Genomic DNA, 13,745 nt, shown 5'->3' on the forward strand with positions numbered 1-13,745 from the left:
ATAACATATGATTAAATAAAAGATATGTGTTAGATAAATATTTTGTATAAATAAAATATGTTACTGTTCCATATTGAATTGAATAGTATGTAGGGTAGATAAGATTTAAGGAGAGAAAGTCAAAATATGATAACAATTAGTCTTTGTATGATTGTTAAAAATGAAGAAAATGTGTTAGAAAGATGTCTTGATTCTGTATTAGATATAGTTGATGAAATAAATATAATAGATACAGGGTCTACTGATAACACTAAAGTTATTGCTAGAAAATATACGAATAGATTATTTGATTTTAAGTGGGTAGATGATTTTTCAGCTGCACGTAATGAATCTTTTAAGAAGGCTACTAAGGATTATATACTATGGATGGATGCTGATGATGTTGTATCTTACAAGGACCGTAAAAAGTTTTTAGATATAAAACAACATTTAGATAATTCTGTTGATGTAGTTAGTATGAATTATAACCTTGCTTTTGATGAATATGGAAATGTTGTATTTAGCTCACGTCGTAATAGACTTGTGAAAAGAGAAAAAAATTTTTGCTGGATAGGGGAAGTTCATGAATATTTAAATGTATATGGGAAGATAGAGGCTAGTGATATATCTATTACACATAAAAGTGTTTATCATGATAGTGATAGAAATCTTAGTATATATCAAAAACTTTTAAAAGAGGGAAAAAAATTTTCGCCTAGAGATAATTACTACTTTGCAAATGAATTGTTTGACCATAAAATGTATACTAAAGCAGCTGTAATATATGAGCAATTTCTTCTAGATAATAAAGGTTGGGTTGAGGATAATATCTCTAGTTGTAGTAAGTTAGCAGATTGTTACCATGAGCTTGGATACAGGGATAAGGAGTTAAATTCTATACTGCGTTCATTTAAATACGATTATCCTCGTCCAGAATTTTGTTGTAGGCTCGGTTATTATTTTTTAGAAAAAAATAATTTTAATGCTGCTATCTTATGGTATAAATTAGCAGCAGATCCCTCTAAGTTAGTAGTAAATAGTGGTTTTTCGCAGCCAACATTTTCTACATGGCTTCCTCATTTACAACTTTGTGTATGCTATTATAAGATAGGTAATAATAAATTAGCATATCTTCATAATGAAGTTGCCAGACAGTATAGACCTAATGATAAGAATATTTTATCAAATAAAGAATTCTTCGAATCTATATTAGAAAAATAGTTTTATGTAATATTATAGGGCTGCAATTTGAAGTGTAGTTGTAACCCTATAATAAAGTATCAAACTTCATTGAATATATCTTCTATAAATTTTTCAAAGTTTTCTCTTTGAGTGTGTCTGTTGCCTACATATATTTTTTTTGAAGTGAGTATATTATTTAATTTGTATTTATCTAATGAATTCATATGTTGAAATTCATTAGATTTATATAGCTTTCTTAATGTCTTTCCTATTTTTAATAGACTTTTGTAGTGAATGCCATTAGAAAATCCTCTTATCATTGAATTATTTGGATAGTTTGATGGAAAAAATAAAGACTTTGCAAGCCATCCATTATCTGCAAGCCCATCCATTGTAGTATTTGTTAATACAAAATTTAAATAACTTGAAAATTCGTCAAATTTTCCATCATGAATTTTTATACCAACAATAGGATACCATAAGCCTCTGATTTTTCCACTGTTAGTACCAGATGAACTGAAGTATGCCAGAGTTACTCGCTCTATTCCATAAATATATTTAATACTTACATCTATTAATCCAATCATTCTAAAATGTCTAATAGAATATACATTGGCATGAAATGATTTTGGATACATTTTTAATATCTTTATTGAATTTGGCATATAAAATCTCTCCTTAGTTTATAAATAACTTTTCATAATGGAAAACCATATGACATTAGAAGTAAACCTTCTAAAGTCATATGGTCTATATCCAATATCAACTAACAATTTTCTATTTTATCGAGCTGTTTTTTTATTTCATAAGCATTTTTATAGCTTCCACTTAGATTCATTAGTTTTTTTAGGAAAATTTTTTCTTCTAAATTTAAATCAAGTTCTTCGTACCACGGGTTTTCTTTTTTATTGGTTACTTCGTATGATGAGTAGTAAAGGTGGATTAAAAAATCGCCCATGAACCAATAATCTGTTGTTTTAACATATTCCTTATTATCAATAATTCTAGCAAGTCCAAAATCTATCAATGCTATATCACTATTTTTTTTTAATATTACATTTGGAAGTCTAATATCACGATGCACTATGCCATTTTGATGCAATATATTAATTAATGATAAAAGTTGCCTTGCTACTTTGTAAATTTCTTTTTTACTGAATTTATAATTATCTATGGCTAACAGGTTTTCAAATACTTCCCCTTCAATATATTCTAGTATATATCCTTTTCTATCGTGATCTTTAAAATTTGATATAAATTTTGGAAAGTGTGGGTTGTTTAAAGTCCTCAATATTTTTTCTTCATAAAATAATTTTTTTCTTGTGCTATAAAGCATATCTTTTTTTAGTTGCTTTATGACACATTTTTCATTTCTATCATTTATTGCCATATACGCAATTCCATAGCGACCCTCACCGATCATACTTAAAATGGAGTATCCATTAACTTTTTCTCCAATAGTATAATATCTATCCATATTAATATCTTTTCGTTATTTAAACTATCTGCTGTATGATCTACTGCTATCATATGAGTTGCTATATGAATAATCGTTGGATCTACTACTGCTGTATGATCCATCACTACTGTAGCTGTATCTACTTCTACTGTAGTATCTTCCTGGATCGCTTATTGAGCTACGTCCAAATCTACGTCTAGATCTACTTCTACTTCTTGATCTACTCCTAGATCTACTCCTAGATGAATTGCTAACTTTGTAGTAATTGTGCCCATGACGTGAATTGTAAAATCCCATACATAACACCCTCTTTTGTTTTTTATATTTTTTATAGTTTGTTTCTATATTTATATAATATGGAGTCGTTTTACATACTGTTACTTATTTAAAAGTAAATTTAATTTTGCATTACTTAAAGTTTAAAATTTACAGACAGTTTTTGATGAGTTGTCATAAGGGTAATGGGGAAGAGGAAGGCTTTAGAATGGATGTTCTAAACTACTAAAGAAAATTCAACATGTGTATTAAACATGTTGAATTTTCTGTTTCCTATAAATTATAAAATGTGTTATAAGAGCTAATATTTGAAATATAAGCCCGATTGTACAAACACCGTACCATCTGAAATACTGCCAGCAGAGGGTACCTAGAAATGATCCTGATGCACCACCGACAAAATAAGAGAACATAAATATTGTATTATTGCGGCTTCTGGTTTTATCACCCAAATTTTGAACTCTGGCTTGATTTGATACTTGCCCGCATTGGGTGCCAAGATCTAAAATTATTACACCTAATATTAATCCATATAGATTATATCCGAAGATAAAAAAACATATATATGCGACTGTAGAGAGTACTGTTGCAATTCCAACTGCGAATTTTGGACTTTTTTTATCACAGATCTTACCAACTAATGGGGCTATTAATATTCCAGCTATACCTAAAAGTCCAAATAAACCGGCTTGTTTTGTACCCATGTTGTATATTGGTGTTTCAAGTAAAAAGATAAGTGACGTCCAAAATATACTAAAGGAACCAAACAAGAAAAATCCATTAAGTGCCGATTCTCTTAAAGTAGGCTGATTTTTTACTAATTCTGGTATTGACTTTAAAATTTTTGTATAGAATATCTTTTCAGTTGGTTCTTCCTTAGGAAAAAACTTTGATATAAAAACAAATAATATGGCAATTAATAAGGCTGCTAAAATATAAACAATTCTCCAGTTAAAAATAGAACCCAAAATGCCACTGAATGTACGTGAAAGTAAAATTCCTATAAGAAGTCCACTCATTATATATCCTATTATTTTACCTTGTTCACCGACTGGAGCCAGATGTGCTGCATACGGTAAAATAATTTGTGGTACTATAGTTGTAAGTCCTACTATAAACATTGATATAAGCATTAAAGGATAATTTGGTGAAAATGATGTGAAAATTAAAAATATAATTATTAAACCAAGCATACGTAAAATTAGTGATTTTCTTTCAGACATATCACCAAGCGGCACTAAAAACAGAAGACCTAAAGCATAACCTACTTGTGTTACAGTGGCGGCTAATCCACCTAAATTTTGTGAAATATTAAATGTATGTACAATCTGCGATTCTAGTGGTTGAACATAGTATAAGTTGGCAACACAAACTCCACAAGCAATTGCCATAAGTAATATCAGCGATTTTGTTAAAACGAAATTTTCTTTTTTTATAGTATTGTTCAATTATGCAACTCTCCTTTTAGAAAATATAGTATATTATAAATTTAGTAGACATTGTACATAGGGTGTACATGAAATAAAACTGTAAAATCTTCCACTAAAGAAGATTTTCAAGTTGATCTAAAAAATTATAAATGGCATTTATATCTTCCTTTGAATTATTGTTTACACATGAAAATATAATTTTATTAATATTCTCATGATATTTCTTATGTTCGCAATATGCTGTCCATCCCTTCCTGGTTAATGAAATGATTATCTGTGTTCTGTTATCCGGGTTTATGTCTTTTATAATAAGTTTTTTATCCTCCAATCGTACAAGTGTTTTTGAAACAGCAGCTTTTGTAATATTTTTTCTACGAGCTATCTCTGATACTGATAGTTTTTCATTATCACCTATGAATTCTATAAGATGAATTTCAGATAGATGCAGCATCTCATCAGTACCAAAATCTCTAGCTTTTTTGTCACTTTCGTTGAAGTTATTTATTATGTTTAATAATTTTCTCGGTATTTTTTTTATTATATAATTTTTATCCATACTACATATTGTATACATAGTATACAATATTGTCAAATATGATTAGAAATGTATGGAGTCGGGTAATATATATTTGTTCATAAAATGTTAATCGAATGTAAACAAGCAAGTAACACTTATTACACAAAATCGTAACAATAACTATATATAATAATAATTGTCCTAAGGAAATAATCCCTTAGCGAAACGGCAAAAATATAATAAGTCCCCCTTATTATATAATTATATTTAAGTAAGCATCAGTCTTAAGAACTGGTGCTTTTTTATATTATATAAATATATTTTTTAAAATAACTGTATGGTATAATTATAATACTAAGAAAATTGGGAATAACAAGAAAAATTTCTTGGATCCGTATTTCTAGGGGGTGTGTTTATTGTATAAAAAGATATTAATTATTATTTACACATTTGTGTTTATAATGAGTGGATTATTAGTATCTGGTGTTAGAGCGGATTCTTCTTTAAAGATTCAGAGAATATGGGGAAGTGATAGGTATATTACGTCTTCATATGTAGTAGAAAAAGGATGGGAAAGTTCAAATTATGCTGTATTAGTAAATGGAGAAAATTTCCCGGATGCATTAATTGCCTCGAGTTTAGCTAAAAAATTTAATGCACCTATTCTGCTTACTCAGAGTAATTCACTTAGTCAGAATGCTTTATTTGAACTCAATAGACTTGGCACGAAGGATGTTTTTATAGTTGGCGGAAAGGCGGTTATAAGTGAAGATATTGAAAAATATATAAATATGCTGGGAATAAATACTACACGATATAGTGGAATAGATAGAGATGAAACATCTGTTAAGGTTGCAGGAAAAATTGGAACACAAAATGGTATATTTATAGTATCCGATGATGATTTTATGGATATGATCTCCATATCACCAATTGCCGCAAATTTGAATATGCCGATTATACTTGTTTATAATAATGAAATTCCATTTTCAGTTCAAAATTTTATATCTGATAAATATATTCCTATGACATATGTAATAGGAGATAAAGAGGTAATTAGTGACAGTGTTTTGGATAAGTTTCCTAATGTCAAAAGAATAACTGGTAATGGTGCTTATGAGAGAAATGCCAATATAATAAATGCTTTTTCTAATAAATTAGATTTTAGTAGTATATTTTTAGCATACTCTAAGGAATTTTCAAATGTACTAAGTGCAACTTCTCTTGCTGCAATCAGTGGGAATCCTATAGTTTTAGTTGGAGATACTATTTCGTGTAATGCGAAAAAGGTCATTAGATCTAACCATATTGAAAATTTAAATGTATTGGCTAGTGATACAATGATAAGTGAATCTACAGTAAATGAATTTATCAATCTAATCAATGGCAGTGATTAGATTGTATAAGGAGAATATTATGAGTAAAAAATTTTATGCAATCAAAGAAGGATTTGATTCTGAAAATAATAAGAAGGTAGAAGATAAAGTAGTCGATACATGGGGTGAATGTTTAAAATATGTAAAAGGAGTAAAGGGAGCTAAGTATAAAAGTTTTCAGAGTATGAAAGATGCATCTGTATATTTAAATAAAGGCAGTAAAATGCTTAAAAAGGGAGTAGATAATTATCCTGAGGACTGTCTGCATATTTATGTTGATGGAAGTTATAATGAAGAAAGTGAAAAATATTCTTATGGAATTATAGCAGTTAGAAATGACGTAGTCGAATATATTGAGAGTGGTGCGGCAAAAGATAATTCTAAAAAAAACATAAGACAAATAGCAGGAGAGCTTAAAGCTGCTGTCAGAGCTTTAGAATATGCTCTTGAAAATGGAGAAGAAAAGGTTGTTATTTTTCATGACTATGAAGGAGTAAGTCATCATGCCACAGGATTTTGGGAGAGAAGAGAAGAATCTTCAATTGAGTATTATATAAAAATGAATGAACTTATGAGTTCTGGAATTGAAGTTATTTTTGTTAAGGTAGATAGTCATACGGGTGATATATTTAATGAGCTGGCTGATGAAAAATGTAAAGAAAAGTTATCTATAGCATCAGATAATGTTGTAAAAAAGTGGCTTTGCACACATACACTTACTGTTTTAAATCAGCATGTCAAGGATGAAATTTTGAATATTGCTCCAGATTCGAGTGACAAGATATTTTTGACTGAAAACTATGAAAATAAAGGCTATGATGAGAAGGATTTTATGTTTGAGGCAATAGTTGAAGCGAAAAAGTCAATGGAGAATTTAGAAGTTCCAGTAGGGGCAGTTATAGTTAAGGATGGAAATATAATAGCTAGAGCACATAATTTAAAAGAAAGGCTTAAGGATTCTACTGCCCATGCAGAAATTATTGTGATAAGAAAGGCATCAGAATATTTAAACAATTGGAGACTTACGGATTGCAGTATGTATGTTACACTGGAACCGTGTCCAATGTGTGCAGGTGCAATACTTCAATCGAGAATAAATAAGCTTTATATAGGGACATTTGACCAGGAATCTGGAGCATGTGGGTCTGTTATAAATATACTTCAAAATGATAATTTGAATCACTGGACAGATATAAAATGGTGTCATGATGAAAGGTGCAGCGATATTTTAAAAAGCTTTTTTAAGTCTAAAAGATATAGGGCTTGTAAATGAAAGCTTAACTTATGCTCCGGCCGGGGTTTTCAAAATACGTCACGTAAAAAATTTCTAGTAAGTCTAAGCTTGTGTTCATAAAAATCTAAGCAGATTTTATAAACTCACTTTGTTCAAACATATAAAATCCACTAAGATTTTTTAAGAACGCTTCACTAATACTTACTACAAAATTTTTTAATGTGCCTAAATTTTTGAAATTCTGGTCTACGCATAAGTTAAGCTTAGAATTACAAACCCTATAGTATTGTGGTAATATATTAAGTGAATAAATGGATCTCAGTTTATAGTTAGTTGAGGTGGTAGAATGATAGATAAGTTAATGAAATTACAAAATGGAACAGATATAAGAGGAATTTCAATTGATTATAAGGATAAAAAGGCAAATTTAACTCTTGAAGCCGTGAAATCAATAAGTTATGGATTTATAAAATGGTTAGAAAAAAAGATTGATAAAAATTCAGGCACTTTTAAGATAGCTGTTGGTATGGATTCAAGATTGTCAGGTCCTAAAATAAAGGATTGTATAATTAAGGAGTTTGAGAGCTTAGGGTGTACTGTTTATGATTGTGAAATATGCACTACCCCAGCAATGTTTATGACAACCATTTTAAAGGGGTATGATTGCGACGGAGCCATAATGGTAACAGCGAGTCACCTTCCTTATTATTATAATGGAATGAAGTTTTTTACTAAGGATGGCGGATGTGAGAAACAGGATATAACAGATATTATATCTAAAGCTTCAAATTGTAATGGTGAATATATTGGAGATAAAGGCAGTGTACATAAAGTAGATTTTATTTCCGAATATTCAATGCTTATGGTTGATATAATTAGAAAAGGTGTGTCATCAGGCAAAAATTATGAAAAACCTTTGTCGGGTTTTAAAATTGTAGTAGATGCTGGAAATGGTGCAGGAGGTTTTTTTGCTAAGAAGGTTCTGGAAGTATTGGGAGCGGATACTTCTAAAAGTCAGTTTATAGAACCAGATGGAAGGTTTCCAAACCATGTTCCAAATCCAGAATCTAAAGAAGCTATGGATTCAATTAAAATTGCAGTGCTTAAAAGTCAAGCTGATCTTGGAATAATATTTGATGCAGATGTGGATAGAGCCGCTATAGTTGATTCGAGTGGTACTGAAATAAATAGAAATTCACTTATAGCATTGATTTCATCGATAATTTTAGAAGAACATCCTGGTACAACAATAGTTACAGACTCTGTAACCTCAACGGGTCTTAGTGATTTTATTTCTGAACTTGGAGGTATACACCACAGATTTAAAAGAGGATATAAGAATGTTATAAATGAAGGGAAAAGACTTAATGCTCAAGGTAATGAATGTTATCTTGCTATTGAAACATCAGGCCATGCCGCATTAAAAGAAAATTACTTTTTAGATGACGGGGCATACCTGGTATCTAAAATAATCATAAAGATGGCAAGGCTAAATTCTGAAGGCAAAAATATACACAGTCTTATAGAAAAATTAAAAGTGCCGGTTGAAGGATTAGAATATAGGATAAAAATAAAAAGTGATGATTTTCAGGAAATTGGTAAGAGCGTCCTGCATGATTTGGAGGATTATATTGGGAAAGTAAATGGATGGAATATAGTTCCGAATAACTATGAGGGAATTAGAGTAAATTGTGATAAATTAAATGGTGACGGGTGGTTTTTACTTAGGAAGTCATTACATGAACCTGTTTTGGTACTTAATGTTGAGTCAGATTTAAATGGTGGAATTAGAACTATTGTAAATAAACTCAAACCATTTCTAATTAATTATAAAGAACTTGAATGTGACTTATAAATTTTCATTGATTTTTTGGTGAAATAAGTATATAATTAACGTTGCAATTTGTAATTCTGGAGACGTATCGAAGTGGTCATAACGAGCTTGACTCGAAATCAAGTAGTCCACAAGGGCTCGTGGGTTCGAATCCCACCGTCTCCGCCATAAATTGTACAGTCTATTATATTTGTTAAAAATAGTTGAATTATATGTGAATTAGTAGTATAATAAAATTTGTCTTGATTGCTAAAAAGCACTGGATAAATTCAATATTTTTTATTTCATGAGTAAACCGTGGAGAGATGTCCGAGTGGTTGAAGGAGCACGCCTGGAAAGCGTGTGTAGGGGAAACTCTACCAGGGGTTCGAATCCCCTTCTCTCCGCCATTTAAACTTTGTCGTGCTAGATGGGGAGTTAGCGGTGCCCTGTAGCCTGCAATCCGCTATAGCAGGGTTGAATCCCTCACAGAGATTGCAAAATGTGAGGTCTGGCCCATAAAAGTGGCGTTGAGAGTTGGGTCCCACGCAATAAAAACTCATGAACTCCGTCAGATCCGGAAGGAAGCAGCGGTAAGTGATAATTTTTGTGTGCCGTGGATAAACCTGATTTGAGTTAACTATATGGGTAACGCTTATAGTTTGTAAATCGAAGTGAGGTGCACGACTTTAAATTTGTATATGAGGATACCTAGCAGTGGGTATCTTTTTTTTGTTGTATATTAACTTTTATAAATTCATGGGATATAATATATATATAATTAAAAAGAAGGTGATTTTTTGGCTTATACGGCTTTGTACAGAGAGTGGCGTCCTAAAAGATTTGATGAGGTAGTTGGTCAGGAACATATAACCAGGACTTTAAAGAATCAAGTGAAAAACAATAGAATAGCACATGCATATCTATTTTCAGGTACAAGAGGTACTGGAAAAACTTCTACTGCAAAAATATTTGCTAAAGCTGTGAACTGCACAAATATTAAAGATGGTGAGCCATGTAATGAATGTGAAATGTGCAGAAAAATAAATGATGGCCTTTCTATAGACGTTATAGAAATGGATGCAGCTTCTAAAAGAAAACTTGAAGATATAAAGGATGTAATAGAAAATGTAAAGTATCCACCTCAGGAGGGCAAATATAAAGTATACATAATGGATGAAGTACATATGTTAACTCAAGAAGCTGTTAATGCCTTTTTAAAAACTTTAGAAGAACCACCTTCAAATGTTATATTCATATTGGCTACTACTGATCCTCAAAAACTACCGGTAACTATAATTTCTAGGTGTCAGAGGTTTGATTTTAGAAGGATAAAGAATAATGATGTATTCAAAAGACTAAGAAGGATAGTAGATGAAAAAGGTGTATTTGCTGATGATAAGAGTTTGAATACAATAGCTAGAATGTGTGATGGTGCCATGAGGGACGCTTTAAGTATATTGGATGAAGCTATATCAATGGGTGGAGGAAAAGTTGAATATGAAAATATAGTAAACATGCTTGGACTTGTAACGAATGAACATCTTATAGAGCTTATGGATAATATAATAGAAAAGGATATAGAAAGTTCTATGAAGGTAGTGGATGATGTAGTATTAAGTGGCAAAGATATTTATGGATTTATAAGAGAGGTTATAATCCATCTTAGAAATTTATTAATGGTAAAAGTATCTCAAAATCCCGAAGAGACACTTGACATGTCTGAGGAAAATATAAATCTTTTAAAAGAACAGGCACCTAAAATTATGGTTGAAGAAATCATGAGAGACATAAGGATTTTACAGGATGCTGAGGAACAGTCTAAATGGGCTAAACAGAGCAGAATATTTTTGGAACTTGCAGTCATAAAGATGTGTAGAATAGAGTATGATACCTCAAAGGAAGTAATTCTTGCAAGGCTAAATAAGATTGAAGACATGGTTAAAAATAGAGGAACAGTACTACAGAGTCAGAGCACTCCAAAAGAGAGCGTAAATAAACGTAAGACAGAAGAAAATAGTATAAGGAAAGAAAAACCAGAGGAAAGTAAAAGTGTTATATTAGAAGAAAATTCAAACTCAAAATTAACATTGGGTGATGTGAAAAAAAGTTGGAAAGATATACTTGAGACTTTTAAAAGTAGAAGACATATGGTATTGTTTGCAGCACTTACAACTGGAGAAATTGTTAATTGCAAGAATGGGATCATAACAATAAAATACGGTAAGGATTATGCATTTAACAAAAAAAGGCTTGAAAAATCTGAAAATAAGAAGATAGTAGAGGATATTTTTTCAGAAATATTTAAGGAAAGAGTATACATTAAATATCAGATTGAGAATGACACAGTTTTGGATACAGAAAAATCTCAGGAGAAAATGCTCAAGGATACATTTGGAGACAGTGTGTTTAAGGTTATTGATGAATAAAAACTTTTAAAATAGTTGTATGGCTATAAGCACCAAAAGAATTATGTTATAATTAAATTTGAATTGATTATAAGATTGCAGACTAAGAATTATTGAGGAGGAATAAAGTATGGCAAGAGGTGGATATCCTAATTTCGGCGGAGGAAATATGAATAACTTAATGAAACAGGCACAAAAGTTTCAAAAGCAAATGCAGGAAATGCAGGAGGATCTTCAAAATAAAGAATTTACGGCAACAGTTGGCGGCGGAGCAGTAGTTGCAACTGCAAATGGTAAAAAGAGAATAGTTGACATAAAAATAAAAGAAGAAGTTGTGGATCCTGATGATGTTGAAATGCTTCAAGATCTTATATTAAGTGCATGTAATGAAGCACTTAAAAAAGCTGAGAATGAAACTGAATCAGAAATGAAAAAATTAACAGGAGGACTTAATATTCCTGGAATGTTTTAGAATATTAAATATAACCCCATCTTCTAAAGATGGGGTTTTAATTGAGGTGAAATGAATTGGATTTTTATCCTGTGGTCATAGAAAAACTTATAGAGGAATTTGCAAAACTTCCAGGTATAGGATATAAAACAGCACAGAGACTTACATTTTATGTGCTTAATCTTCCTCAAGAAGAAGTTAGAGAATTTGCAGATGCACTTATTAAAGCAAGAGGCACTATAAAGTACTGTTCTGTCTGTGGAAATTTTACTGATACTGATCCATGTGCCATATGTTCGAATCCAAATAGAGATAAAAGCGTCATATGTGTTGTTGAACAGCCAAAGGATATTATAGCTATGGAAAAAGTGAGGGAGTTTAATGGTTTGTATCATGTGCTTCACGGAAATATATCACCCATGGCTGGAAGAGGACCAGATGATATAAAATTAAAGGAACTCGTAAGAAGAATGAATGGAGAAATAAAGGAAGTTATAGTCGCTACTAACCCCAATGTAGAGGGGGAAGCTACAGCTATGTACATATCAAAAATATTAAATCCTTTGGGCGTAAAGGTTACACGTATAGCACATGGAGTACCGGTTGGCGGGGATCTTGAATATGCAGATGAAGTAACCTTATCTAAAGCACTTGAAGGTAGAACAGAGATATAGAACGTATAAACCTCATACTTTATGTCAATTATTTTAATATAAAGTAAAGAGGGAGGTTTTTTATGAATAAAGGTGTAATAGCACAATATATTATTAAAAAATCTAAATTACAACGAAATGACGGAGATTTTAAGTTACTTGAAGATATAGAAATGGCAAGAAAAGAACTTGAAAATTTTAGACTATATTTTGATAATGTAAAAGATCCGAGGCTTGTAGATTATGCTATATATATGGAAGAGGCTGCAAAAGCAAAATATATATATTTACTTAACAAGGCAAAGAAAAATGGATTAAAGATTAATGGTAGCAATGTTCTTAGAAAGGTAAAAGTTGGCTAATTGAAGCTGTATATTAAAAAAGCGTGGTTAAAAGCTGCGCTTATTTATTTTTTATTAATAATTCTATGTTAGAATAATATAAATTAGTAATAAATGATTTTATATAAGAGGTGAGTGAATGGGAATAGAGTATATAGGATATTTTTTAATTGCTGTTGTTGGCCTGTATATATTAGTTAAAGTTTTTGCATGGCCTATAAGAATACTTTTTAAACTTATTATTAACGGCGTGATTGGTACGATCCTTCTTGTTCTGGTCAATTTTGTAGGAAATTATTTTAATTTTTATATAGGAATTAATGCTGTTACAGCTCTTATTGCTGGTTTTTTTGGAATACCGGGTGTTATATTTTTAATTATATTTAAGTTGTTCTTGTAATATATTGAAAAGTTATCAACAAAATGTGTATAACTTCTGTTGATATGTGTATAATTTCTATAAAAGTGGGTATAATAAAATGATTATCATTTATTTATCTAAGTAATATTAATAGATAATATGTTTAGTTTATAATATAATTAACGTATAAGTTAATTATTGTAATATGATATAACAATTTTTGTTGTCAGCATATTTAGAGGGGGTGAAACTACTCTATTATGAG

General features: G+C 30.6%; 14 protein-coding genes, 2 tRNA genes, 1 other RNA gene and 1 pseudogene. 13 read left to right on the forward strand and 5 right to left on the reverse strand.

What is annotated here, in order from left to right:
- The first annotated feature begins 126 nt into the window (after window positions 1-126).
- A complete protein-coding gene (locus D4Z93_RS00160; RefSeq protein WP_119969778.1) occupies window positions 127-1,200 on the forward strand; it encodes a tetratricopeptide repeat-containing glycosyltransferase family 2 protein in 1,074 nt (357 codons plus the stop codon).
- Between the two features lie 59 nt (window positions 1,201-1,259).
- Here D4Z93_RS00160 and D4Z93_RS00165 read toward each other — a convergent pair whose 3' ends face one another.
- The 5 genes from D4Z93_RS00165 to D4Z93_RS00180 all read right to left on the reverse strand — a co-directional run bounded on the left by D4Z93_RS00165 (window position 1,260) and on the right by D4Z93_RS00180 (window position 4,882).
- Window positions 1,260-1,826 (reverse strand): hypothetical protein, encoded by a 567-nt coding sequence (locus tag D4Z93_RS00165; protein ID WP_119969779.1) that lies wholly within the window; start codon window positions 1,824-1,826, stop codon window positions 1,260-1,262.
- 101 nt (window positions 1,827-1,927) lie between these two features.
- The gene (locus D4Z93_RS00170) at window positions 1,928-2,551 is read right to left on the reverse strand and encodes a protein kinase family protein (RefSeq protein WP_243105958.1); all 624 of its coding nucleotides are present in this window, start codon (window positions 2,549-2,551) and stop codon (window positions 1,928-1,930) included.
- Window positions 2,552-2,586: 35 nt separating this feature from the next.
- Window positions 2,587-2,742 carry a hypothetical protein gene (locus tag D4Z93_RS13115; RefSeq protein ID WP_207666743.1) on the reverse strand — a complete coding sequence of 52 codons (156 nt, stop codon included), beginning with the start codon at window positions 2,740-2,742 and terminating at the stop codon, window positions 2,587-2,589.
- Between the two features lie 402 nt (window positions 2,743-3,144).
- Window positions 3,145-4,344, reverse strand: coding sequence for an MFS transporter (locus D4Z93_RS00175; protein ID WP_119969781.1), 1,200 nt, complete (start codon window positions 4,342-4,344; stop codon window positions 3,145-3,147).
- Window positions 4,345-4,438: 94 nt separating this feature from the next.
- Entirely contained in the window at window positions 4,439-4,882 is a 444-nt protein-coding gene (locus D4Z93_RS00180; protein WP_243105959.1) for a MarR family winged helix-turn-helix transcriptional regulator, read from the reverse strand.
- A 368-nt stretch (window positions 4,883-5,250) separates the two neighbouring features.
- Between D4Z93_RS00180 and D4Z93_RS00185 the strand changes: the two genes are divergently transcribed.
- The 12 genes and pseudogenes from D4Z93_RS00185 to D4Z93_RS00235 all read left to right on the forward strand — a co-directional run bounded on the left by D4Z93_RS00185 (window position 5,251) and on the right by D4Z93_RS00235 (window position 13,519).
- The gene (locus D4Z93_RS00185) at window positions 5,251-6,240 is read left to right on the forward strand and encodes a cell wall-binding repeat-containing protein (RefSeq protein WP_423243035.1); all 990 of its coding nucleotides are present in this window, start codon (window positions 5,251-5,253) and stop codon (window positions 6,238-6,240) included.
- A gap of 19 nt (window positions 6,241-6,259) precedes the next feature.
- Window positions 6,260-6,823, forward strand: a pseudogene (locus D4Z93_RS13620) (ribonuclease H1 domain-containing protein); the annotation flags it as partial.
- Between the two features lie 183 nt (window positions 6,824-7,006).
- On the forward strand, window positions 7,007-7,492 hold the full coding sequence (locus D4Z93_RS13625; RefSeq protein WP_341466782.1) for a nucleoside deaminase: 486 nt from the start codon (window positions 7,007-7,009) through the stop codon (window positions 7,490-7,492).
- Window positions 7,493-7,799: 307 nt separating this feature from the next.
- On the forward strand, window positions 7,800-9,308 hold the full coding sequence (locus tag D4Z93_RS00195) for a phosphohexomutase domain-containing protein (RefSeq protein ID WP_119969785.1): 1,509 nt from the start codon (window positions 7,800-7,802) through the stop codon (window positions 9,306-9,308).
- Window positions 9,309-9,366: 58 nt separating this feature from the next.
- Window positions 9,367-9,455: transfer RNA gene (locus D4Z93_RS00200), tRNA-Ser, on the forward strand.
- 131 nt (window positions 9,456-9,586) lie between these two features.
- Window positions 9,587-9,676: transfer RNA gene (locus tag D4Z93_RS00205), tRNA-Ser, on the forward strand.
- An 11-nt stretch (window positions 9,677-9,687) separates the two neighbouring features.
- Window positions 9,688-9,953: signal recognition particle sRNA large type (ffs, locus tag D4Z93_RS00210), an RNA gene on the forward strand.
- A gap of 113 nt (window positions 9,954-10,066) precedes the next feature.
- Complete coding sequence (gene dnaX / locus D4Z93_RS00215; protein ID WP_119969786.1) at window positions 10,067-11,695, forward strand: DNA polymerase III subunit gamma/tau; 1,629 nt, start codon at window positions 10,067-10,069, stop codon at window positions 11,693-11,695.
- A gap of 109 nt (window positions 11,696-11,804) precedes the next feature.
- A complete protein-coding gene (locus D4Z93_RS00220; protein ID WP_119969787.1) occupies window positions 11,805-12,146 on the forward strand; it encodes a YbaB/EbfC family nucleoid-associated protein in 342 nt (113 codons plus the stop codon).
- Window positions 12,147-12,202: 56 nt separating this feature from the next.
- Window positions 12,203-12,799: a recombination mediator RecR gene (gene recR / locus D4Z93_RS00225; RefSeq protein WP_119969788.1), complete on the forward strand. Its 597-nt coding sequence runs from the start codon at window positions 12,203-12,205 to the stop codon at window positions 12,797-12,799.
- Between the two features lie 62 nt (window positions 12,800-12,861).
- Complete coding sequence (locus D4Z93_RS00230) at window positions 12,862-13,140, forward strand: YaaL family protein (RefSeq protein ID WP_119969789.1); 279 nt, start codon at window positions 12,862-12,864, stop codon at window positions 13,138-13,140.
- 118 nt (window positions 13,141-13,258) lie between these two features.
- The gene (locus tag D4Z93_RS00235) at window positions 13,259-13,519 is read left to right on the forward strand and encodes a pro-sigmaK processing inhibitor BofA family protein (RefSeq protein WP_119969790.1); all 261 of its coding nucleotides are present in this window, start codon (window positions 13,259-13,261) and stop codon (window positions 13,517-13,519) included.
- Window positions 13,520-13,745 lie beyond the last annotated feature (226 nt).

This window comes from Clostridium fermenticellae, from assembly GCF_003600355.1.
Taxonomy (GTDB): domain Bacteria; phylum Bacillota; class Clostridia; order Clostridiales; family Clostridiaceae; genus Clostridium_AV; species Clostridium_AV fermenticellae.

Bases quoted from the DNA above. Each gene is read 5' to 3' on its own strand.
- D4Z93_RS00160 (WP_119969778.1), top strand. From the start codon at position 127: ATGATAACAATTAGTCTTTGTATGATTGTTAAAAATGAAGAAAATGTG.
- D4Z93_RS00165 (WP_119969779.1), bottom strand. From the start codon at position 1,826: ATGCCAAATTCAATAAAGATATTAAAAATGTATCCAAAATCATTTCAT.
- D4Z93_RS00170 (WP_243105958.1), bottom strand. From the start codon at position 2,551: ATGGCAATAAATGATAGAAATGAAAAATGTGTCATAAAGCAACTAAAA.
- D4Z93_RS13115 (WP_207666743.1), bottom strand. From the start codon at position 2,742: ATGGATCATACAGCAGTAGTAGATCCAACGATTATTCATATAGCAACT.
- D4Z93_RS00180 (WP_243105959.1), bottom strand. From the start codon at position 4,882: ATGGATAAAAATTATATAATAAAAAAAATACCGAGAAAATTATTAAAC.
- D4Z93_RS00195 (WP_119969785.1), top strand. From the start codon at position 7,800: ATGATAGATAAGTTAATGAAATTACAAAATGGAACAGATATAAGAGGA.
- D4Z93_RS00220 (WP_119969787.1), top strand. From the start codon at position 11,805: ATGGCAAGAGGTGGATATCCTAATTTCGGCGGAGGAAATATGAATAAC.
- D4Z93_RS00230 (WP_119969789.1), top strand. From the start codon at position 12,862: ATGAATAAAGGTGTAATAGCACAATATATTATTAAAAAATCTAAATTA.
- D4Z93_RS00235 (WP_119969790.1), top strand. From the start codon at position 13,259: ATGGGAATAGAGTATATAGGATATTTTTTAATTGCTGTTGTTGGCCTG.